We start from the raw sequence: 20,718 nt of genomic DNA on the forward strand, positions 1-20,718 counted from the left end.
GGCCGCGTCAGTCCTTGTGCCGGACGGCCGGGTGGGCGCCGGCCGCGACCAGGTCGGCGACCGCGGCCCGCGGGTCCTTGCCGGTCACCAGCGACTCGCCGACCAGCACCGCGTCGGCACCGAGGTTGGCGTAGTTGATCACGTCCAGCGGGCCGCGCACACCGGACTCGGCGACCTTGACGACGCCGTCCGGGATGGCGTGCACCACGTTCTCGAACGTGCTGCGGTCGACCTCCAGGGTCTTCAGGTTGCGGGCGTTGACGCCGATGATCCGCGCCCCGGCGTCCACCGCACGCTTGATCTCGTCCTCGTCGTGCACCTCGACCAGCGGGGTGAGGCCGATCGACTCCGCGCGCTCGATCAGCGACACCAGGGCCGGCTGCTCCAGGGCGGCGACGATCAGCAGCGCGAGGTCGGCGCCGTGGGCGCGGGCCTCCCACAGCTGGTAGGCGGTGACGATGAAGTCCTTGCGCAGCACCGGGGTTTCCACCGCGGCGCGGACCGCGTCCAGGTCGGCGAGCGACCCGCCGAAGCGGCGCTGCTCGGTCAGCACGCTGATCGCGGCGGCACCGCCGGCCGCGTAGTCGCGGGCCAGGGCGGCCGGATCGGCGATCGAGGCCAACGCGCCCTTGGACGGGCTGGAGCGCTTGACCTCGCAGATCACCCGGACCCCGTCGCCCTTGAGGGCGGCGACGCCGTCCTTGGCCTCCGGGGCCTTGGCCGCGAGCGCCTTGAGCTCGTCCAGCGAGACCCGGGCCTGCCGCTCGGCGAGGTCCTCGCGGACCCCTTCGATGATCGAGTCGAGCACACTCACTCAGGAGCCCCCATCATTTCTGCTGGTTCGCCAGCGCGAGCCGGACGGGCGGGGGCCCGTCGGCACTTCGATGGTATCGGCACCCGGGACGCGCAGCGCATCCGCCCGCTCCGCGTCTCGCGGAACGGGACATCCCCTCGACGGCTCCCAACTGCGGCTTCACCGGCCCCCACCGGCCTTCCGCCGGTGCCGGGAACCACCGGCCGGAACCGTTCAGACCACCGGCGGCGCCAGCCCCGCCCCGATGGGCAGGTTGCGCACCACCTCGAAGACCAGCACCAGCAGACCGATCAGCGCCCAGCGCCGCGCCCCGACCGAGACCCTGACCGGCGGTCCGAGGGTCAGCGCCGCCCAGGCCCAGCGCAGCCAGAGCACCCCCAGGACGCCGAACAGCAGGACGGCCAGCGCGTTGTCGTGCAGGGCCCCGGTGAGGTCCCCGTGGGCCAGCGCGTGGACGCAGCGCAGGCCCCCGCAGCCGGGGCACCACCAGCCGGTGGCGGCCAGGAAGGGGCAGTCGGGGTAGTGCCCGGGGGCGTTCGGGTCCACCACCGCGACGTACCCGGCGGGGACGGCCACCGCCGCCAGCGCGGCCAGCGGCGGGCCCGTCCGACGCAGCACGGGCGGCGGGGCGGAGGTGGTGGGAGCGGCGTTCACGCCCCGATTGTGCCCGCGCCGGGCCCGGGCAGAAAGAAACGGCGGGCGTGGCGCGCCCGCCGTTCGGGTGTACGAATCCCCGGCCGTCCGGGGTCCGTACCGGGAGTACCGGCCGCCGTCAGGCGGCGACGGTCGCGCGGGCCTCGACGGCCGCCTTGCGCGCCGCGGCCTGCTCCTCGACCGACTTGTAGACGTTGGTGCTGGCCTGCTTGCCCATGCCCGCCATCGACATGGCCTTGCCGACGATGCCGCCCACGAGGACGACCGCCAGACCGGCCCAGACCAGCAGCGGCGACGGCAGGATCATCGCGACGCCCGCGATGCCGAAGCCGACGAAGGAGATGATGACGCCGGTCCAGGCGGCGGGGTTGTGGCCGTGTGCAGCTGCTGACATCGATGGTGCTCCTAGGCTCTCGGGGCCCGGCCGGGCCTGCGGGGCCGCCGGCGGGTTGACGGGGTCCATTGTGCCGGGCCACACACAGGGGCCCCAAAGCGGGTGGCGGGTCTATCGCGTCACACCCGCCGGTCGTGCGGTCGGGCCTCAGACGGCGGTCGGGTCCTCGCCGCGGTCCAGGGCCTTCCACAGGTCGCCGGGGGTGTCGGCCTTCGCCGGGGCCTTGCGGGTCGGCGCCTCGTAGCGGCTGCCCATGGCCGGCCAGCCACGGCCGTGGCGCAGGGTGATCAGCCCGGCCACGGCCAGCAGCAGCCCGCCGGCCAGGGCGACCCAGGGCCAGGCGGTGTGCGACACCTCGGTGGCGGTCGAGCCGGCCAGCGCCAGCTTGCCGGAGGCGGCGGAGTCCAGCGCCGCGGTGTCCGAGGCCCCGGCCACCGAGGCGGCGGCCGCGCCCAGCCCGGCCAGCAGGGTCAGCGCGCCGACCGCGAGCCGCCCGGCGCCGCGCACCGCGAACACCGCGACGGCCGCGGCCAGGCCCACCAGGGCCAGCCCGCCGGGCAGTTCGGAGATCTTGCCGCCGGTGACGGACACCTCCAGGGTGCCGGCCCGGCCCTCGGCCCAGACCCGCCCGGCCGCGGTCAGCACCAGCACGGCGCTCAGCACGGTCAGCAGCAGCATCACGCCGAGGGTGCGGCGGCCGGAAGTCGTGGGCACGGGGGTCTGGTCTGCAGCGGTCACCCGTCCACTATCCCCCGGGTCACGGGCTACGCCGTACCCGGGGTGGGGAACTCGTCCGTCCGCAGCACCACCGTGCGCCCGCCCAGCGACAGGAACAGATCGTTGCCGAAGGGCACCCGCTCGGCCTCCCGGTACACCCCGCCGGGCGCCGGCGCGGTGTGCAGGGTGCAGGCCGCGGCCGCCGGGTCGACCACCACGTACAGCGGCACCCCGCTGTCCGCGCAGGCCCGTACCCAGGCGTGGTCCCGGCCCGGGTGCGACACCTCCAGCACCGCCGCCACGTCGGAGGCGGCGTACCGGCCCCGGGCACCGCGCACCGCCCCGGGGGCGAGCACCGCGAGGTCCGGGGCCAGCGGGCCGGGCGCCTCCGGGAAGTCGAGCACCACCCCGGACAGCACCCGGCCGTCGCCGACCAGTTGCTCCCCGAGCTGCACCGCGGCGCCGAACACGACCTCCCAGCGCAGCTCGTCGTACGGCACCTCGGCCATCCCGGCCGCCTCCTCACGCCTCAGGACAGTTCCGGCCTCCGCAGCGTATTGGCGGTGGCGACGGCCCGCAGCACGGCGGCCGCCTTGTTGCGACACTCGGTGTCCTCGCCGTGCGGGTCCGAGTCGGCGACCACGCCCGCGCCCGCCTGCACGTACGCCCTGCCGTCGCGCAGCACCGCGGTGCGGATCGCGATCGCGGTGTCCGAGTCACCGGCGAAGTCCAGGTAGCCCACGCAGCCGCCGTACAGGCCGCGCCGGGTCGGCTCCAGCTCCTCGATGATCCGCATCGCCCGGGGCTTGGGCGCGCCGGAGAGGGTTCCGGCCGGGAAGCAGGCGGTGAGCACGTCGAAGGCGCTGCGGCCCGGGGCGACCTTGCCGGTCACCGTCGACACGATGTGCATCACGTGGCTGTAGCGCTCGATCTGCATGAAGTCGACCACCTCGACGCTGCCCGGCTCGCAGACCCGCCCCAGGTCGTTGCGGCCGAGGTCGACCAGCATCAGGTGCTCGGCCCGCTCCTTGGGGTCGGCGAGCAGCTCGGCGGCCAGCGCCGCGTCCTCGTGCGGGGTGGCGCCGCGGTGCCGGGTCCCGGCGATCGGGTGCAGCATCGCCTCGCCGCCGGCGACCTTGACCAGCGCCTCCGGGCTGGAGCCGACCACGTCGAAGCCGCCCTCGGCGCCGCCGTCCGGCCCGGGGAAGCGGAACAGGTACATGTACGGGCTGGGGTTGGTGGTGCGCAGGACCCGGTAGACGTCCAGCGCGGAGGCCGGGCAAGGCGCTTCGAAGCGCTGCGAGGGCACCACCTGGAAGGCCTCGCCGGCCCGGATCCGCTCCTTGACCTCCTCGACGGCGGCCCGGTACGGCGCCCCGCCGAACGGCGAGTGCACCTCGCCGGGGCCGGCCGGGGTGAAGGTCGCCAGGCCCGGGTCGACCGGCTTCAGCAGGCCGGCCTCCATCGCGTCCAGGCGGGCCACCGCGTCCGCGTAGGCCTCGTCCACGCCGCTGGCCAGGTCGTTGTGATTGACCGCGTTGGCGATCAGCAGCACCGTGCCGTCCAGGTGGTCGAGCACCGCGAGGTCGGTGGCGAGCAGCATGGTCAGCTCGGGCAGCCGGAGGTCGTCCGGGTTGAGGTCGGGCAGCTTCTCCAGGCGGCGGACGATGTCGTACCCGAGGTAGCCGACCAGGCCGCCGGTCAGCGGCGGCAGGCCGTCGTCGGCGCGGCGCGGGGTGTGCAGCGCCGCCAGGGCGGCGCGCAGCACCTCCAGCGGGTCGCCCTCCGTCGGGATGCCCACCGGCGGGGTGCCGAGCCAGCGGGCGTCGCCGTCCGGGCCGGTCGTCAGCACGGCGGCGCTGCGCACGCCGACGAAGGAGTAGCGCGACCAGACGCCCTGCTCGGCGGATTCCAGCAGGAAGGTGCCGGGCCGCTCCTCGGCGAGGCTGCGGTAGAGGCCGATCGGGGTGAGGCCGTCCGCGAGGAGCCTGCGGGTGACGGGGATGACCCGGGTGTCGACGGCCAGCTTGCGGAAGGCTTCGAGGTCCATGCGGGGCGGCACCTTCTGGAGTTCGGGCGGGTTCTGTGGGTCAGCCGAGCGGGAGCACGTCGGCGTCGAAGCAGGTGCGGTCGCCGGTGTGGCAGGCCGCGCCGGTCTGGTCGACCTTGACCAGCAGGGTGTCGCCGTCGCAGTCGAGGGCCACCGACTTGACCACCTGGACGTGGCCGGAGGTGTCGCCCTTCACCCAGTACTCGCGGCGGCTGCGGCTCCAGTAGGTGCAGCGGCCGGTGGTCAGCGTGCGGTGCAGCGCCTCGTCGTCCATCCAGCCCAGCATCAGCACCTCACCGGTGTCGTACTGCTGCGCGACGGCCGGGAGGAGGCCGTCCTCGGTCCGCTTGAGGCGGGCGGCGATCGCCGGGTCGAGGGCGGTGGTGCCGGGAGCTGCGGGTGTGGTGGACATGGGGCCATTGTGTCAGCCCACGACGGCAGCCCGATCGGGGCCAGTTCCACCAACCGCCTGCCGACCCGGCCCCACCTGGGCCATCCTCAGCCCATGACCTCCGAGCAGCAGCCGCCCGAAGCCGCCGCCTCCCGTCCGACCCGGGGCCTGGTGATCACCGTCGCCGCCGTCCTGGCCGTGCTGCTCGCGGTGGTGGCCACCGTGCTGCTCTGGCCCGAGGACGACCCGAGGCCCGCGGCCGCGCCGCCGTCGCCCTCCCCCACGGCCTCCCCGACCCCGACCCCGACCCCCACGCCCACCCCCACCAGGCCCCAACCCCCGTACGCCTTCTTCCCGGTGGGCACCTGCTTCGACCACCCCCAGCTCAGCCCGGTGATCACCAAGGCCGAGGAACGCCCCTGCACCACCCCCCACGACGGCGAGGCCATCGCCGACCTCAAGCTCCCCGACGGGCTCAACGGCGAGATCCCCATCGCCCTCGCCATGCGCGACGGCTGCAAGGACGCCGAAACCACGGCCAGGGCCCACCAGACGGACGGGAAGTCCTACTACCCCCGGCAGTTCGGCCCCGCCATGGCCAACTACCAACAGGGCTGGCGCGACTACACCTGCACCCTCACCGCGAGCAACAAGCAGGGCGGCCCCAAACTCACCGGCCAGCTGCGGCCCTAGACGCACTCTAGGCTGACGTCATGTCGAACCACGCCCTCGCCGAACGCCACCGCCTCGCCGAACTCCTCACCGCCGCCGGGCCGGACGCCCCCACCCTGTGTGCCGGCTGGACCACCCGGGACCTCGCCGCCCACCTGGTGATCCGCGAGCGCCGCGCCGACGCGGCGCCCGGCATCCGGGTCGGCGCCCTGGCCGGCTGGACCCGGCGGGTGCAGGACGGCTACGCCGCGCGGCCGTACGAGGAACTGGTCCGGCTCTTCCGCGCCGGCCCGCCGGCCTACTCCCTCTTCGCCCTCCCCGGCGCCGACGAAGCGGCCAACACCGTCGAGTACTTCGTCCACGCCGAGGACGTCGCCCGGGCCGGCGACGACTGGACGGCCCGGCCCGTCCCGCCCGGCCGCTCCGAGGCCCTCTGGCGCCGTCTCCCCCTCCTCGCCCGCTTCGAGGCCGGCCGCCGCTCCCCCGTCCGCCTCACCCTCGCCCGCCCCGACGGGCAGTCCGTCACCGTCGGGCCCGCCGGCGCCCACACCGTCCGCCTCACCGGCGAACCGGCCGAACTCGTCCTCTTCACCTACGGCCGCGGCGCCCGCACCACCCTCACCGTCGACGGACCCCCGGACGCCGTCGAGGCCCTCCGCCACGTCCTGCCCCTGCCGTGAGATCCCTGCCGTGAGATCCCTGTGCGGGAAGTCGGCCGGGCCGACTTCCCGCACAGGGCACGACCACGGCCCGCCTACGGCGTGAGCCGGTTGGGGCCGCGGAAGAGGAAGGTGGCCTCGCGGATCGAGCCCAGGCCGAGCAGGACCATCAGGACCCTGGCGAGGCCCATGCCGAGGCCCCCGTGCGGCGGGCAGCCGTGGCGGAAGGCGTTGAGGTAGTCCTGCATGGTCTCCGGGCGCAGGCCCTTCTCGGCGGCCTGCGCCAGCAGGACGTCGTAGCGGTGCTCGCGCTGGGCGCCGGTGGTGACCTCCAGGCCGTTCCAGAGCAGGTCGAAGCTCAGGGTGAGGCCCGGGTCGTCGGCGGCGCGCATGTGGTAGAAGGGCCGGATGCCGACCGGGTAGTGGGTGATGAACACGAACTCGTGCCCGGTGGCCTCCCTCATGTGGGCCGAGACGGAGCGCTCGCCCTCCGGGTCCAGGTCCTCCTTGGTCCCCGACGGGTCCCAGCCACCGCTGCGCAGGATCTCCTGGGCCTCCGCCATGGTGATGCGCGGGAAGGGCGTCGTGGGCACGGTGATCCGGACGCCGAAGTGCTCGGCAACGGCCTCGCCGTGCAGGTCGGCGACCTTGGCGATCGCGTGGGCGAGCATCCGCTCCTCGAAGGCCATCACGTCCTCGACGCCGTCGATCCAGGCCAGTTCGACGTCGACGCCGGTGAACTCGGTGGCGTGGCGCGAGGTGAACGAGGGCTCGGCGCGGAAGACCGGCCCGATCTCGAAGACCTTCTCGATGCCGGCCGCGACGGCCATCTGCTTGAAGAACTGGGGCGACTGCGCCAGGTAGGCGCTGCGGCCGAAGTAGCCGAGCTCGAAGACCTCCGCGCCGGACTCCGAGGCGGTGCCCATGAGTTTGGGGGTGTGCATCTCGGTGGCGCCCTGCGCGTAGGCGTACTCGCGCATGCCCTGTTCCAGGGTGGTCTGCACGGCGAAGAGCAACCGGGCGGCCGGGCGGCGGCGCACGTCCAGGTAACGCCAGTCGAGGCGCTGTTCCGGGCCGGTGCGGTCGTCGATCGGCAGCGGGGTGGCGGCCGGGTTCAGGATCTCGACCGTCTCGGGCACCAGTTCCAGGCCGCCGAGTCTGACCTGGGCCGCGTCCACGACGCGGCCGGTGATCCTGACGGCGGACTCCGGGGTGAGGGCGTCGAGCAGGGCCTCCAGCGGCCCGCCGTCCCGCCGGTGGGTCACCTGCACCAGACCGGTGCCGTCCCGCAGGACGACGAACTGCATCGCGCGCTGCAGGCGGAGGGTGTGCACCCAGCCGCGGACGGAGACGGTACGGCCGAGGTGTTCTCGCAGGTCGGAGACGGGTACGTGGCTGTGGATCATTGCGGTCCTCCGAGGGACGTCGTCATGATCCCTTGGGAGTGCGGGCGAGAAGGGCAACTCGCGGTACCACCGCACTTTCGCCGTCACGCCGCGGTGACGGCCTCGTTCGGGCCCGGTGACGGGGGCCGGCCGGCGGGGCATTGGACCCCACCGGGTGGGGCCGTTCCTCCCCGCGCTCAGGAGGGTCTTCACCTCGGGGCGCGGGACCGCCTTCCCAGCTTCCGGCGGCTCTCTCTGCTCGCGTGATCCCTGGCTACTCGTCTCCGTCGACGCGTTGCCCAGCACGATACGGAGCCGTGGGGGCGGGGGCAATCGACTAACGGCGCGGTCCGGGCCGTCCAGACGTGCGGATGTCAGTGGCCGGGTGCAGACTCGCAGATGGCCGGGCAGGGGCGCGTGAGCGCCCGACGGACCGTCCCGGTCACTCTCCGTCGAAGGAGCACCACCTCATGCTCACCACCGACTTCCCCATCGGCTCGCCCTGCTGGATCGACCTGGGCAGCCCGGACATCCGCGCGACCGCCGCCTTCTACGGCGCGGTCTTCGGCTGGACCTTCCAGGAGGTCCCCGAGGCGGGCGGCTACGGCTTCCTCCAGCTGAAGGGCAAGCGGGTCGCCGCGATCGGCAACCTGGAATCCGGCGCGCGGTCCGCGTGGACCACGTACTTCCGCACCGCTGACGCGGACGCCACCGTCAAGGCCGCCGAGCAGTCCGGCGCGACCGTCCGCGTCCCGCCGACGGACGTCATGCAGGAGGGCCGGTTCGCGGCGCTCACCGACCCGCAGGGCGCCGAGTTCGCGATCTGGCAGTCCGGGAACACCACCGGCCTGGACGCCGTCTCCGAGCCCGACACCCTGGTCTGGGCCGAGCTGCACACCTCCGACCAGGACGGCGCCTTCGCCTTCTACAAGGGCCTGTTCAACTGGCGCGTCGAGATGTTCGAGCCGTCCCCGGGCATGAACTACCGGGTCGTCTCGACCGCCGACGGCGACCAGCGGCAGACCAGCTTCGGCGGCATCGCCCCGGTGATGGGCGAGGGCCAGCCCTCCGCCTGGACGCCGTACTTCGCGGCCGCCGACGTGGACGAGCTGGTCAGCAAGGCGACGGCGGCCGGCGGTTCGGTGCTGATGCCGGCCGAGGACGTGGAGAACGTCGGCCGGATCGCCTGGCTGGCGGACCCGAACGGCGCCCCGTTCGCGCTGATCAAGGGTGAGCCGCAGGAGTCCTGAACCACGGCACAAGGGCCCGCCGCGGAAGCGGCGGGCCCTTGACGCGGGAACCGAGTCACCGGAACTGGGTCATCGGAACCGGGTCACCGGACCGGGTGACCGGCCTCCCGCAGCGCGTTCTTGACCTCGCCGATCCGCAGGTCGCCGAAGTGGAAGACGCTGGCCGCCAGCACCGCGTCCGCGCCCGCCTCGACGGCCGGGGCGAAGTCGCCGAGCTTGCCCGCCCCGCCGGAGGCGATCACCGGCACCGAGACCGCCTTGCGGACGGCCCGGATCATCTCCAGGTCGTAGCCGTCCTTGGTGCCGTCCGCGTCCATCGAGTTGAGCAGGATCTCGCCCGCCCCCAGCTCGGCCGCGCGGCCCGCCCATTCGACGGCGTCCAGGCCGGTGCCCCGGCGCCCGCCGTGGGTGGTGACCTCGTAGCCCGAGGCGGTCTCCGTGCCCTCGGGGCAGCGCCGGGCGTCGACCGACAGCACCAGCACCTGCCGGCCGAACCGCTGGGCGATCTCGCGGATCAGCTCGGGCCGGGCGATGGCCGCGGTGTTGACGCCGACCTTGTCCGCGCCGGCCCGCAGCAGCTTGTTCACGTCCTCGGCGGCCCGGATGCCGCCGCCGACGGTGAGCGGGATGAACACCTGCTCGGCGGTGCGGCGGACCACGTCGTAGGTGGTCTCGCGGTCGCCGGAGGAGGCGGTGATGTCGAGGAAGGTCAGCTCGTCGGCACCCTCGGCGTCGTAGAGCTTGGCCATCTCGACCGGGTCGCCGGCGTCGCGCAGGTTCTGGAAGTTGACGCCCTTGACCACCCGCCCCGCATCGACGTCCAGGCAGGGGATGACACGTACTGCAAGGGTCACGGCTGATTGCCTTCCGGGGCTTCCAGGGTCTTTGCCAGCCCGGTGCGGTACGCGTCGATCTCGACCTCGACCATCATCCGGGAGTCGATCAGCCCGTCGACCACCACCATGGTGGCCACCGGGCGTGCGGCGACGAAGAGTTCGCGGTGGGCGCGGCCCACCTCCTCGGCGTCGCGGGCGTGGGTGATGTACATCCGGGTGCGGACCACGTCGTCCGCGGTCAGACCGTACGCGGCCAGGGCCCGGAGCCCGACGCCGAAGGCGGCGAGGGTCTGCCGGTACGGGTCGCCCTCGTGCTCGATCCGGCCGTCCACCCAGGCGGTGGAGCCGGCCACGTGCACGTGGTCGCCCGCGGCGACCGCCCGGGAGTAGCCGAACTCCTCCTCCCAGGGGGAGAAACCGGCGATCCGGCCGCGTACGATCCGACCATCTGTCATCCGGAAACCGCCTCCAGGGCCTCTTCGAGGGTGAACTTCTGCTCGTACAGTGCCTTGCCCACGATGGCGCCCTCGACACCCTCGCCGACCAGAGTGGCGATGGCGCGCAGGTCGTCCAGCGAGGAGACGCCGCCGGAGGCGACCACCGGGCGGTCGGTGGCGCCGCAGACGTCGCGCAGCAGCTGCAGGTTGGGGCCGGTCAGGGTGCCGTCGCGGTTGACGTCGGTGACGACGTAGCGGGCGCAGCCCTCCTGGTTCAGCCGCTCCAGCACGTCGAAGAGCTGCCCGCCGTCACGGGTCCAACCGCGGCCGCGCAGGGTGGTGCCGACCACGTCCAGGCCGACGGCGATCTTGTCGCCGTGCTCGGCGATGGCCTTGGCGACCCACTCGGGGGCCTCCAGGGCGGCGGTGCCGAGGTTGACCCGGGTGCAGCCGGTGGCGAGCGCGCGGGCGAGCGACTCGTCGTCGCGGATGCCGCCGGAGAGCTCGACCTTGATGTCCAGCTGACCGGTGACCTCGCGCAGCAGCTCGTAGTTGCTGCCGGTGCCGAAGGCCGCGTCCAGGTCGACCAGGTGCAGCCACTCGGCGCCGGCGTTCTGCCAGGCGAGGGCGGCGGCCAGCGGCTCGCCGAAGGAGGTCTCGGTGCCGGAGGCGCCCTTGACCAGGCGGACGGCCTGGCCGTCCCGGACGTCGACGGCGGGCAGCAGTTCCAGGCGGCTGTTCAGGCTCATCAGTTGCAACTCTCAGACGGTCAGAGGGTGTTGACCCAGTTGGTCAGCAGGGCGGCGCCGGCGTCGCCGGACTTCTCGGGGTGGAACTGGGTGGCCCACAGCGGGCCGTTCTCGACGGCGGCGACGAACGGCTGCCCGTGGGTGGCCCAGGTGACCAGCGGCGGGTTGATCCGCGCGCTGTGGGTCTCCAGTTCCCAGTGCCGCACCCCGTAGGAGTGCACGAAGTAGAAGCGGGTCTCCGGGTCCAGTCCGGCGAACATCCGGCTGCCCTCGGGCACGTCCACCGTGTTCCAGCCCATGTGCGGGACGACCGGGGCGTCCAGCGGCTCGACGGTGCCGGGCCACTCGTCGCAGCCGGGGGTCTCGACGCCGTGCTCGACGCCCTTCTCGAAGAGGATCTGCATGCCGACGCAGATGCCCATGACCGGGCGGCCCCCGGACAGCCGGCGGCCGATGATCCAGTCGCCGCGGACCGACTTCAGCCCGCGCATGCAGGCCTCGAAGGCGCCCACGCCGGGGACGAGCAGGCCGTCCGCGGCCATCGCGGTGTCGTAGTCGGAGCTGACCGTGACGTTCGCCCCGGTCCGCTCCAGGGCGCGCTGCGCGGAGCGGAGGTTGCCGGAGCCGTAGTCGAGGACGACGACGTTCTTGCCCATGTTCAGGTGTCCAGTCTCTCTACAGGGCCGGGCGGTCTACAGGCGCATGAGGCCGGAGGCCAGGCACATCACGGACCCGATGGCGAGCACCAGGATGACGCCCTTCGGCAGCTTCTGCTTCCAGAAGGAGATCACTCCGCCGGCCAGGAAGAGGCCGACGAAGAGGAGGATCATCGTGGACTTGCTCACAGCGCACCCTTGGTCGAGGGGAGGATTCCGGCCGCACGCGGGTCGCGTTCGGCGGCGTAGCGCAGCGCCCGGGCCAGCGCCTTGAACTGGCACTCCACGATGTGGTGCGCGTTGCGCCCGTACGGGACGTGCACGTGCAGGGCGACCTGGGCCTGGGCCACGAAGGACTCCAGGATGTGCCGGGTCATCGTGGTGTCGTAGCTGCCGATCATCGGCGCCATGCCCTCGGGCTCGGTGTGCACCAGGTAGGGCCGGCCGGAGAGGTCCACGGTGACCTGGGCGAGCGACTCGTCCAGCGGCACCGTGCAGTTGCCGAAGCGGTAGATGCCGACCTTGTCGCCGAGCGCCTGCTTGAAGGCGGCGCCGAGCGCGAGGGCGGTGTCCTCGATGGTGTGGTGGGTGTCGATGTGCAGGTCGCCGTCGGTCTTGACGGTGAGGTCGAACAGACCGTGGCGGCCGAGCTGGTCGAGCATGTGGTCGTAGAACCCGACGCCGGTGGAGATGTCGGTCTTGCCGGTGCCGTCGAGGTCTATCTCGACCAGGACGGAGGTTTCCTTGGTGGTGCGCTCGACGCGTCCGATGCGGGACATACGGGGTTACAGCTCCTGACTGGCAGCGCGCGCGGAGCGAGCTCGATCAAGGGTGGGGGTGGGCCTGGGCCCCTCCTGTCCGATGGCGGGCGAGGAGGGAGCGAGGGCGGTTCGGACGGCGTCCAGGAAGGCGTCGTTCTCGGCGGGCGTGCCGGCGGTGACGCGCAGCCACCCGGGGACGCCGTTGTCCCGGACCAGGACACCCTGGTCGAGGATGGCCCGCCAGACGGCGTGGGCGTCGGCGAAGCGGCCGAACTGGACGAAGTTGGCGTCCGAGTCGGTCACCTGCAGGCCCATCGCGCGCAGCGCGTCCACCAGCCGGTCGCGCTCCTGCTTGAGCCGGCCGACGTACCCGAGCAGGGTGTCGGTGTGCTCCAGGCAGGCCAGCGCGGTGGCCTGGGTGACGGCCGACAGGTGGTACGGCAGGCGCACCAGCTGGACGGCGTCCACCACGGCCGCGTCGGCGGCCAGGTAGCCCAGGCGCAGCCCGGCGGCGCCGAAGGCCTTGGACATGGTGCGGCTGACCACCAGGTTGGGGCGGCCCTCGATCAGCGGCAGCAGCGAGGCGCGGTGCGAGAACTCGACGTAGGCCTCGTCCACCACCACCAGGCTGGGCCGGGCGGCCTGCGCGGCCTCGTACAGCCGCAGCACGGTGTCGGCGGACACCGCCGTCCCGGTCGGGTTGTTCGGCGAGCAGACGAACACCACGTTGGGCCGGTGCTCGGCGATGGCGGCCAGCGCGGCGTCCAGGTCGATGGTGAAGTCGTCGTTGCGCGGGCCGGAGATCCAGGCGGTGCCGGTGCCGCGGGAGATCAGCGCGTGCATCGAGTACGAGGGCTCGAAGCCGAGGGCGGTGCGGCCGGGGCCGCCGAAGGTCTGCAGCAGCTGCTGGAGGACTTCGTTGGAGCCGTTGGCGGCCCACACCTGCTCGCGCGCGACCGGGTGGCCGGTGGTGCGGGTCAGGTAGGCGGCCAGGCCCTCGCGCAGCTCGACCGCGTCCCGGTCGGGGTAGCGGTTCAGCCCGCGGGCGGCCACGGCGACCCGCTCGGCGATCCGGGCGACCAGCTCCTCGGGCAGCGGGTACGGGTTCTCGTTGGTGTTCAGCTGGACGGGGACGTCCAACTGCGGTGCGCCGTACGGGGACTGGCCGCGCAGCTCGTCCCGGATCGGCAGGTCGTCGATAGCGGTCACGAGCCGGGAACCGTCCAATCGAAGCGGGCCTTGACGGCGTCACCGTGACCGGGGAGGTCCTCGGCGTCGGCCAGGGTGACGACGTGCGAGGCGACCTCCGCCAGCGCCTCCCGGTCGTACTCGACGACCTGGACGCCGCGCAGGAAGGTCTGCACCGACAGCCCGGAGGAGTGGCAGGCGCAGCCGCCGGTCGGCAGCACGTGGTTGGAGCCGGCCGCGTAGTCGCCCAGCGAGACCGGGGTCCAGCGGCCGATGAAGATCGCGCCGGCGTTGACGACGCGGGCCGCCACGGCGTGCGGGTCGCGGGTCTGGATCTCCAGGTGCTCGGCCGCGTAGGCGTTGACCACGGCGAGGCCCTGGGTCAGGTCGTCGACCAGGATGATGCCGGACTGCCGGCCGCCCAGCGCCTCGGCCACCCGCTCGCTGTGCTTGGTCCTGGCGACCTGCACGGCCAGCTCGGCCTCGACCGCGTCGGCCAGTTCCGGGGAGTCGGTGACCAGCACCGAACCGGAGGTCGGGCCGTGCTCGGCCTGGCTGATCAGGTCGGCGGCGACGTCGCTCGCCAGCGCGCTGTCGTCGGCGAGGACGGCGATCTCGGTCGGGCCGGCCTCGGAGTCGATGCCGATCCGCCCGGCGAAGTAGCGCTTGGCGGCGGCCACGTAGATGTTGCCGGGGCCGGTGACCATGTTCACCGGCGCGCACTCCTCGGTGCCCAGGGCGAACATCGCCACGGCCTGGGCGCCGCCGACGGAGTAGACCTCGTCCACGCCGAGCAGGGCGCAGGCCGCCAGGATCGTCGGGTGGACGCGCCCCCCGAACTCCTTCTGCGGCGGCGACGTGACCGCGATGCCCTTGACGCCCGCCTCCTGGGCCGGCACCACGTTCATCACCACGGAGGACGGGTAGACCGCCAGGCCGCCCGGCACGTACAGGCCGACCCGCTCGACCGGCACCCAGCGCTGGGTGACCGTGCCGCCCGGCACCACCTGGGTGGTGTGCCCGGTGCGGCGCTGGTCGGCGTGCACGGCCCGGGCCCGGCGGATCGACTCCTCCAGCGCGGCCCGCACCCGCGGGTCCAGCGTCTCCAGGGCGGCGGTCAGCTGCTCGGCCGGGACGCGGGTGGACTCCAGCCGGACGCCGTCGAAGCGCTCGGTGATCTCGATCAGCGCCGCGACCCCGCGATGGCGTACGTCCTCGGCGATCGGCCGCACCTTCTCCAGGGCGGCCGCCACGTCGAACTCGGCACGGGGCAGCAGGTCACGCGGGTCGTCCAGCGAGCCGCGGAGGTCGATTCGAGAGATCACGCCACCCAGTGTAAGGAGTGGCCGGAACAGGTGGTCCCGCATATCAGTCCGTGATACGAAAGGCGAGACGACCGGGGGGACGGGGAAAAACATGGCGGAAAGCGCTCCGGAGAGCTGGACCGACACGGAACGGGCGCTCTGGGCGGCCTTCCGCGAGGGCGAGGTCTTCGACCGTCGCTGTGGCCGGGACGACATCGACGACCCGTTCGGGGACGCCCCCTGGGGGCCCGGCCGGACCGTCAGCGCCGAGGTGCTCGCCCACCTGCTGCTGGCCGGCCCGCAGCCCACCGCCGGGCGTGTCGCCTCGCTGCGGATGAGCGGGGTGAACGTCACCGGCTCGCTCAACCTGGCCGGCGGCCACATCGACCGGTACGTCGAACTGCGCGGCTGCCGCTTCGAGCACAAGATCCTCATCTCGGAGGCCTCCGCCACCACCGTGCGCGTGGTCGACTGCCTGATCCCCCGGATCGAGGCCTCCCGGCTCTCCACCACCGGTGACCTCCATCTGGCCCGCTGCCGGATCCCCGAGGGCGTCCGGCTCACCGACGCCAAGATCGGCACCGACCTGCTGCTCAACCTCGCCCACATCGGCGCCGACCGCTACGGCCGGGCGGTGTCCGCCGACGGGATGACCGTCCACCAGGACTTCGAGGCCGAACGCGTCGAGGTGCACGGCGAGTTGAGCGTCCGAACCGCCCGAATAGGCGGCCGCTTCTCGCTCCGCGGCGCCCAGTTGCACGCCGACCCGCAGAACCGGGTCTGCCTCAACGCCGTCCGGATCGTCGTCGGCCACACCCTCTACCTGACCAGCTCCGCCGACGACGGCTGGGCCGGCTCTCGCAGCTACTACGGCTCCGGCTACGGCGAGAACCCCCAGCCCGGCTCCGCCAGCACCCCCTTCCGCGCCTTCGGCCAGGTACGGCTCTCGGACGCCCGCTTCGACGCCGCCTGCCTGATATCCGGAGAATTCCACCTGGAGGGCGACGACGAGCTCTCGCTGCGCCGCATCCACACCCCCGAGCTCCGCTTCACCTGCGGCTTCCGGCCCACCGGCACCGTCTCGCTCTCCCGCGCCCGGGTCGGCAACCTGGTCGACCACCCGGAGTCCTGGCCGCTCGGCAAACACCTGGGCCTGACCGGCTTCGTCTACGAGAACCTCCGCCCGGTCGAACAGTTCACCGTCCAGCAGCGGATCGCCTGGCTGGAGGGCTCCTCGGTGGAGTTCCAGCCGGAGTCCTACGAGCAGCTCGCCGCCGCCCTGCGCCGCGACGGCGCCGACGACGACGCCCGCGAGGTGCTGTACGCCAAGCAGCGCCGCCGCCGGGAGACCCTGCCGCTGCCCGCCCGGATCTGGGGCCTGGTCCAGGACGTCACCGTCGGTTACGGCTACCGCCCCGGCCGCGCCGGCCTGTGGCTGCTGCTGGCCTGGGCACTCGGCAGCATCTGGTTCGACGCCCACCGCCCGGACCCGCTCAAGGCCGACGAGAAACCCCACTGGAACGCGGTGCTCTTCACCCTCAACCAGCTGCTGCCCATCATCGACCTCAACCAGGGCGCCTGGAACCCGGGCGGCGCCAGCCAGTGGATCTCCGCCGGCCTGGTCGTGATCGGCTGGCTCCTCGCCTCCACCGTCGTCGCCGGCGCCACCCGCCTCCTCCAACGCGGCTGAGGCCGTCCGACCACGGCTACCTGCGCCCCCTGGCGCTGAGCCTGCGGCCCCAAGTTCCCCCTGGCTCGGGGTGGGCTCCCGTGTCCGGGGACACGGGAGCCCACCCCAACCACGCGTCACTTTGCCCTCATCGCCCCGTCGCCGCTTCGGTCTTGCCGAAGCGGCGACGGCTTCTGCGTGGGAAGTCGGCCAGACCGACTTCCCACGCAGGAACCAAAAAGCCCCGGGTTCAGCCATTCCGCCCCGCCGCGGAATCGCGGCGCGGCGGGATTCACACATAGCGCCGGCCAAGAACCGATGAGAACCGGGCGGGCCCGCACCCAAGGGCTCGGGCCCGCCAAAGATTGAGCGCCCCGCCCACCCACCCCGTCCAGGAACCACAGAAGCAGCGGCGGCCCAGCCAAGGTTGGCCGGGCCGCCGAACAGATCAGCGCACTTCACCCGCCTTGTCCACGGACACCACACCACCCGTGCGCCCCGGTCCAGAACGACCGGGGCGCACGAAGAATGCTCAACAGAACAGCGGGAACGACGGGGGAATGATCCGCTCTGCAATATCGTCAACATCCTTCATTCCCAAGGATGATGGAGACGGCATCACGTCGGGCAGGATCGATGCCAGGGAGACGGCCAAGAAGTCGCGGCGTTTCGACTCACTCACCTCCTCGCGGTCCCGCCGGGTCCGTTTCGGGAACAGTCCCAGCTCTGCGTTCGTAGCCACGCCGAAGACGCCACGCAGGGCATCGCGCACCTCCGCGTCGGGCCAGCTGATCACGCCACGTTCTAATCGGCTGATCACATTGGCGTCAATCGCCGACTCGCGGCCGGTCGCGGCCTTGATCCGGGCATTCGCCCGGCGCGCGACCTCGCCTTGGGTCCACTCTCGCCCGAGACGAAGCCTTCGTAGAGCGTTGTTGGTCATCTGGAGGCCCGTCTCCGCGGTGCCGTCGGTGAGGGCCAGACAGCCTAGTGAACTGCCTAGCGTCTGCCTACAGGATCGCCCTGTCCCTGCCCGGCCCGCAGGCGTTTGATGGTTCTCAGTCGCCCGGGGTGATGGACCGGTTACGCCGGTGCTGTCGGGAAGGCCCCCGGGCGGCGTCAGTGCAGCGTCGATCCCGCGCCTCGGTCGGGCCGGGTCCTACCCTCGCAACTCCCAACGGCTGGAGGCCGTATGTCCGTCGACGACCACTCGGCCACGCTGATGAGCCCCACCAACACCGCCTCGCTCCCGATGCCACAGGAATGGGACGTCGAACCGGAGCGGGCGGCCGTACCGCCCGCCCGTCGTCTGATCCGGAGGATCGCCGAAGCGTGGCGGGTGCCCATGTCGGACGCTGCTCTGCGGGACGTGGAGCTGTGCGCTGGCGAGTTGTTGGCCAACGCCATCGAGCACACCCACGCACGGTGCCGGGTCACGGTGCGGTGGACCGGCGAACGGCTTCGGGTGGAGGTCGCCGATGCGAGCCTGGCCCTTCCGGATCGGGAGACGGCGGAGGACACCGTCACGGGCGGCCGTGGCCTGCTCCTGGTCCAGGGACTCGCGCACTCCTGGGGCTGGCACCTGACCGGGCCGGGGAAGACCGTGTGGTTCGAGTGCGCGGCTGACCAGTTGACCACGGGCGGTCGACGCCTGGCCATCCTCGTGCACGCTGCCAACGACCAGGTCGCGAGCCACTCGACGCGTTCGGCGTGACCCCGCGCACCCTGCCCGGCCACCCCGGTGGCCGGGCAGGTGCCACAACCCACAACCTCGAAATCAACCGAGGAACGGAGTTCGTATGGATACGCCCCGAGGATCCTTCGTCACCCTCGACGGTCTCAGTGCGAGCGGGAAGACCACCGTCGCCCCGCTGGTCGCCGCCTTCGTCAACGGCCTTCACCTCACGCACGATGCCCTGCCGACGTTCCCCCGCATGCGCGCGGAGGTGGACGCCACCGGCATCCTGCCGGCGCGGTTCCACTGGTGGCTGATGGCGAACCACATCACCTCCGAGACGGCCCGAACGCTCACGGAGAGCGGGCGAACCGTGGTGGTCGAGTCCTACTTCCCACGCACCATCGCCACGCACAGGGCCATGGGGCACGATTGCGCCCCGGAGTACCCGGACGGCGCCCTCGTCCCGAATGTGCCGATCCTGCTGGAGGTGGACGAGCAGGTTCGCCAGGAGCGGCTCCGTCGGCGGGCCGAGCGCGGGACGCTGAGCTACTGGCACCAGCGGGAGGAGCCGAACGTCGCTGAGAGTTCCCGCGCGTACCGGGCGTTCGGCCTGCTCCGTGTGGACGGCACCGAGCGCACGCCCGAAGAGGTGGCCCGCGCGATAGCCGATATCGTGCGCTCGCGCGTCCCGTACCCCACACCGGAAGGCAACTCCCAATGACCGCAATTGAGTTCGAAGCCAAGATCCTCAACGTCGAGCCGGAGAAGATCCGCGCGCTCCTGGCGGAGGCCGGGGCCGAGCATGTGGTCGACCGCTTCCAGCGCCGCTACGTCTACGACATCCCGGGCCGTCCCGGTGCATGGGTCCGGCTGCGTGACACCGGCACCGACGTCACGCTGTGCGTCAAGGAGATCCAATCCGACGCGATCGACGGCGTGACCGAAACGGAGACGAGCGTCGGCGACTTCGACGCCACGAACACGCTCCTCGGCAAGCTCGGTTACCAGCCGAAGGCGTACCAGGAGAACCGCCGGTCCTCCTGGACGCTGGGCGGTGCAGCCATCGAGATCGATGAGTGGCCGCGGATTCCCCCGTACTTGGAGATCGAAGGGGACAGCGCCGATCACGTCCACGCGACGGCGGCCGCGCTCGGGCTCCCCCTGGCCGAGCTGACGAGCGAGAACACGACCAAGGTCTACCGCCGATACGGAATCGACATCGAGGCGATTCCCCGGCTCACCTTCGAGTGACAGGAGACATGCCTTGTCAGTGACCCAACACCCGGCGATCCGGGTCGTCCGGGACAGGACCATCCGCATCAAGGTGATCGACGACTGCGGGTTGGCCTGCACGTTCTGCCACAACGAGGGAACCCCGGTCACCGCCGACAACCGGGGCCGTATGCTGCTGCCCTTCGTCGCGGGGCCGGGCAAGACCGGACGCGTGTCGATCTACAGCGAGTCGAACGGCGTCGGCTTCCTCGCCGCGAAGATGGCCCCGGACATGTACTTCCGGCGGGCGGTGCGGACTGTCGCGAGGGCGTTCGACGCCAGCGAGGTTCACCTCACGGGAGGGGAGCCCACTCTCCACACGGAGGTGTCCTCGCTGGTCTCGGCGCTCACCGGCATGGGGTTGAGCGTCGGGATGACCAGCAACGGGGAGCGCGGCCGACAGGTGATGCCGGAGTGCTCGGTGGCCGGCCTCAACCGGGTCAACGTCTCCGTCTTCGGCACCACCGCCGAAGAACTCCAGGCAGTCCAGTCCGAGCGCTTCAAGTCGGCGGGTCTGGCCGAGACAAAGATCCGCGCTGCGGAGCAGACCATCCGGGCTGCCGTCTCCAACGGGGTGAAGGTCTCCGTGAACATCGTCGTTCCCGGGATGGCCCACGTGCATCGGGTCGTCAACCTGATCGAGTCGTATGGCCAGTTCGCGGACGTTCGAATGCTCACCAGCATCCAGGACGGAGCGGAGTCGATCGCGGCGATCTCCGAAGTGCTGGCCCGGGTCGGTGCGGAACCCGTGCTCCGGACATTCACCGCCGGCACCTCCGACGAACGCACCCTCTACCGGGCGCTCGGCAGCAGGGCCGTCTACGTCAAGCGGCTGCTGCCGGTGCGGCTCCCGGACACCTGCGCGTCATGCCGGTTCAACAACGACACGGACTGCGAGGAGGGCTACTACGGTGTCCGGCTCTACCTCACCGACCAGGGCGAGTACATGGTCGGCGTCTGCATCCAACGCATGGACCTCTGCGTACCCGTGGCCGAACTGCCGAAGAGCGGAATCGTGGAAGAGGTGCAGGCTTTCAAGGATGCCGAAGTCCGGCGACTGACCAGCCAGTACGGCGCCGCCGCCTGAGCAACGGGTCCGGGGGCGGGACGTGGCGGTAGCCACGGCCCCGCCCGCCTTTTCGCGAACGCTTCACACTCAGCGTGATTGCTGTGCTACGTTGC

The 20,718-nt window shown here is 72.2% G+C and carries 25 protein-coding genes; 8 read left to right on the plus strand and 17 right to left on the minus strand.

Going from position 1 to position 20,718, the window contains the following annotated elements; translation table 11 throughout:
• Nucleotides 1–7 precede the first annotated feature (7 nt).
• From trpC to hisI, 7 genes are all read right to left on the minus strand, one after another.
• Nucleotides 8–814 (minus strand): indole-3-glycerol phosphate synthase TrpC, encoded by an 807-nt coding sequence (gene trpC / locus ACZ6Z8_RS05680; protein WP_465606672.1) that lies wholly within the window; start codon nucleotides 812–814, stop codon nucleotides 8–10.
• Between the two features lie 213 nt (nucleotides 815–1,027).
• The gene (locus tag ACZ6Z8_RS05685; protein ID WP_465606674.1) at nucleotides 1,028–1,468 is read right to left on the minus strand and encodes a DUF2752 domain-containing protein; all 441 of its coding nucleotides are present in this window, start codon (nucleotides 1,466–1,468) and stop codon (nucleotides 1,028–1,030) included.
• A gap of 118 nt (nucleotides 1,469–1,586) precedes the next feature.
• Nucleotides 1,587–1,862 carry an HGxxPAAW family protein gene (locus ACZ6Z8_RS05690; protein WP_465606676.1) on the minus strand — a complete coding sequence of 92 codons (276 nt, stop codon included), beginning with the start codon at nucleotides 1,860–1,862 and terminating at the stop codon, nucleotides 1,587–1,589.
• Between the two features lie 147 nt (nucleotides 1,863–2,009).
• Nucleotides 2,010–2,600: a TIGR02234 family membrane protein gene (locus ACZ6Z8_RS05695; protein ID WP_465606678.1), complete on the minus strand. Its 591-nt coding sequence runs from the start codon at nucleotides 2,598–2,600 to the stop codon at nucleotides 2,010–2,012.
• Between the two features lie 26 nt (nucleotides 2,601–2,626).
• Entirely contained in the window at nucleotides 2,627–3,088 is a 462-nt protein-coding gene (locus tag ACZ6Z8_RS05700; protein ID WP_465606680.1) for a Uma2 family endonuclease, read from the minus strand.
• Nucleotides 3,089–3,108: 20 nt separating this feature from the next.
• Nucleotides 3,109–4,629 (minus strand): anthranilate synthase component I, encoded by a 1,521-nt coding sequence (locus tag ACZ6Z8_RS05705; protein ID WP_465606682.1) that lies wholly within the window; start codon nucleotides 4,627–4,629, stop codon nucleotides 3,109–3,111.
• Between the two features lie 40 nt (nucleotides 4,630–4,669).
• Entirely contained in the window at nucleotides 4,670–5,041 is a 372-nt protein-coding gene (gene hisI, locus ACZ6Z8_RS05710) for a phosphoribosyl-AMP cyclohydrolase (RefSeq protein ID WP_465606683.1), read from the minus strand.
• Between the two features lie 93 nt (nucleotides 5,042–5,134).
• Between hisI and ACZ6Z8_RS05715 the strand changes: the two genes are divergently transcribed.
• Both ACZ6Z8_RS05715 and ACZ6Z8_RS05720 read left to right on the plus strand, forming a co-directional pair.
• Nucleotides 5,135–5,713 carry a hypothetical protein gene (locus ACZ6Z8_RS05715; protein ID WP_465606685.1) on the plus strand — a complete coding sequence of 193 codons (579 nt, stop codon included), beginning with the start codon at nucleotides 5,135–5,137 and terminating at the stop codon, nucleotides 5,711–5,713.
• A 20-nt stretch (nucleotides 5,714–5,733) separates the two neighbouring features.
• Nucleotides 5,734–6,372 carry a TIGR03085 family metal-binding protein gene (locus tag ACZ6Z8_RS05720; RefSeq protein ID WP_465606687.1) on the plus strand — a complete coding sequence of 213 codons (639 nt, stop codon included), beginning with the start codon at nucleotides 5,734–5,736 and terminating at the stop codon, nucleotides 6,370–6,372.
• A gap of 74 nt (nucleotides 6,373–6,446) precedes the next feature.
• On the opposite strand, the gene aspS is transcribed toward ACZ6Z8_RS05720, so the two are convergent.
• Nucleotides 6,447–7,757, minus strand: coding sequence for an aspartate--tRNA(Asn) ligase (gene aspS / locus ACZ6Z8_RS05725; RefSeq protein WP_465606689.1), 1,311 nt, complete (start codon nucleotides 7,755–7,757; stop codon nucleotides 6,447–6,449).
• A gap of 449 nt (nucleotides 7,758–8,206) precedes the next feature.
• Between aspS and ACZ6Z8_RS05730 the strand changes: the two genes are divergently transcribed.
• The gene (locus tag ACZ6Z8_RS05730; protein WP_465606690.1) at nucleotides 8,207–8,986 is read left to right on the plus strand and encodes a VOC family protein; all 780 of its coding nucleotides are present in this window, start codon (nucleotides 8,207–8,209) and stop codon (nucleotides 8,984–8,986) included.
• Nucleotides 8,987–9,069: 83 nt separating this feature from the next.
• On the opposite strand, the gene hisF is transcribed toward ACZ6Z8_RS05730, so the two are convergent.
• From hisF to hisD, 8 genes are read right to left on the minus strand one after another with little or no spacing between them, the layout of a single operon-like run.
• Nucleotides 9,070–9,840 carry an imidazole glycerol phosphate synthase subunit HisF gene (gene hisF / locus ACZ6Z8_RS05735; RefSeq protein WP_402822908.1) on the minus strand — a complete coding sequence of 257 codons (771 nt, stop codon included), beginning with the start codon at nucleotides 9,838–9,840 and terminating at the stop codon, nucleotides 9,070–9,072.
• On the minus strand, nucleotides 9,837–10,277 hold the full coding sequence (locus tag ACZ6Z8_RS05740; protein ID WP_279091785.1) for a RidA family protein: 441 nt from the start codon (nucleotides 10,275–10,277) through the stop codon (nucleotides 9,837–9,839). Before ACZ6Z8_RS05740 ends, hisF begins: the two co-directional genes overlap by 4 nt.
• Nucleotides 10,274–11,008, minus strand: a complete 735-nt coding sequence (gene priA, locus ACZ6Z8_RS05745) for a bifunctional 1-(5-phosphoribosyl)-5-((5-phosphoribosylamino)methylideneamino)imidazole-4-carboxamide isomerase/phosphoribosylanthranilate isomerase PriA (RefSeq protein ID WP_030280439.1) — start codon at nucleotides 11,006–11,008, stop codon at nucleotides 10,274–10,276. Before priA ends, ACZ6Z8_RS05740 begins: the two co-directional genes overlap by 4 nt.
• 20 nt (nucleotides 11,009–11,028) lie before the next feature.
• Entirely contained in the window at nucleotides 11,029–11,664 is a 636-nt protein-coding gene (gene hisH / locus ACZ6Z8_RS05750) for an imidazole glycerol phosphate synthase subunit HisH (RefSeq protein WP_402822917.1), read from the minus strand.
• A gap of 36 nt (nucleotides 11,665–11,700) precedes the next feature.
• On the minus strand, nucleotides 11,701–11,853 hold the full coding sequence (locus ACZ6Z8_RS05755) for a hypothetical protein (protein ID WP_380417226.1): 153 nt from the start codon (nucleotides 11,851–11,853) through the stop codon (nucleotides 11,701–11,703).
• A complete protein-coding gene (gene hisB, locus ACZ6Z8_RS05760; RefSeq protein WP_396538710.1) occupies nucleotides 11,850–12,443 on the minus strand; it encodes an imidazoleglycerol-phosphate dehydratase HisB in 594 nt (197 codons plus the stop codon). The genes ACZ6Z8_RS05755 and hisB overlap by 4 nt, the downstream gene beginning before the upstream one ends.
• A 6-nt stretch (nucleotides 12,444–12,449) precedes the next feature.
• Nucleotides 12,450–13,634 (minus strand): histidinol-phosphate transaminase, encoded by a 1,185-nt coding sequence (locus ACZ6Z8_RS05765; RefSeq protein ID WP_465606694.1) that lies wholly within the window; start codon nucleotides 13,632–13,634, stop codon nucleotides 12,450–12,452.
• The gene (gene hisD / locus ACZ6Z8_RS05770) at nucleotides 13,631–14,938 is read right to left on the minus strand and encodes a histidinol dehydrogenase (protein WP_465606696.1); all 1,308 of its coding nucleotides are present in this window, start codon (nucleotides 14,936–14,938) and stop codon (nucleotides 13,631–13,633) included. Before hisD ends, ACZ6Z8_RS05765 begins: the two co-directional genes overlap by 4 nt.
• Before the next feature lie 91 nt (nucleotides 14,939–15,029).
• Here hisD and ACZ6Z8_RS05775 point away from each other — a divergent pair, with 91 nt between their 5' ends.
• Nucleotides 15,030–16,607 (plus strand): oxidoreductase, encoded by a 1,578-nt coding sequence (locus tag ACZ6Z8_RS05775; protein WP_465606698.1) that lies wholly within the window; start codon nucleotides 15,030–15,032, stop codon nucleotides 16,605–16,607.
• 511 nt (nucleotides 16,608–17,118) lie between these two features.
• On the opposite strand, the gene ACZ6Z8_RS05780 is transcribed toward ACZ6Z8_RS05775, so the two are convergent.
• Complete coding sequence (locus tag ACZ6Z8_RS05780) at nucleotides 17,119–17,529, minus strand: helix-turn-helix domain-containing protein (RefSeq protein ID WP_465606700.1); 411 nt, start codon at nucleotides 17,527–17,529, stop codon at nucleotides 17,119–17,121.
• A gap of 249 nt (nucleotides 17,530–17,778) precedes the next feature.
• Between ACZ6Z8_RS05780 and ACZ6Z8_RS05785 the strand changes: the two genes are divergently transcribed.
• The 4 genes from ACZ6Z8_RS05785 to ACZ6Z8_RS05800 all read left to right on the plus strand — a co-directional run bounded on the left by ACZ6Z8_RS05785 (nucleotide 17,779) and on the right by ACZ6Z8_RS05800 (nucleotide 20,623).
• On the plus strand, nucleotides 17,779–18,300 hold the full coding sequence (locus tag ACZ6Z8_RS05785; RefSeq protein ID WP_465606702.1) for an ATP-binding protein: 522 nt from the start codon (nucleotides 17,779–17,781) through the stop codon (nucleotides 18,298–18,300).
• A gap of 85 nt (nucleotides 18,301–18,385) precedes the next feature.
• Nucleotides 18,386–18,985, plus strand: a complete 600-nt coding sequence (locus tag ACZ6Z8_RS05790) for a hypothetical protein (protein ID WP_465606703.1) — start codon at nucleotides 18,386–18,388, stop codon at nucleotides 18,983–18,985.
• Entirely contained in the window at nucleotides 18,982–19,515 is a 534-nt protein-coding gene (locus tag ACZ6Z8_RS05795) for a class IV adenylate cyclase (protein ID WP_465606704.1), read from the plus strand. Before ACZ6Z8_RS05790 ends, ACZ6Z8_RS05795 begins: the two co-directional genes overlap by 4 nt.
• 19 nt (nucleotides 19,516–19,534) lie before the next feature.
• Entirely contained in the window at nucleotides 19,535–20,623 is a 1,089-nt protein-coding gene (locus ACZ6Z8_RS05800; RefSeq protein WP_465607480.1) for a radical SAM protein, read from the plus strand.
• Nucleotides 20,624–20,718: the final 95 nt, after the last annotated feature.

This window comes from Kitasatospora sp. NPDC101108 (genome assembly GCF_055584725.1).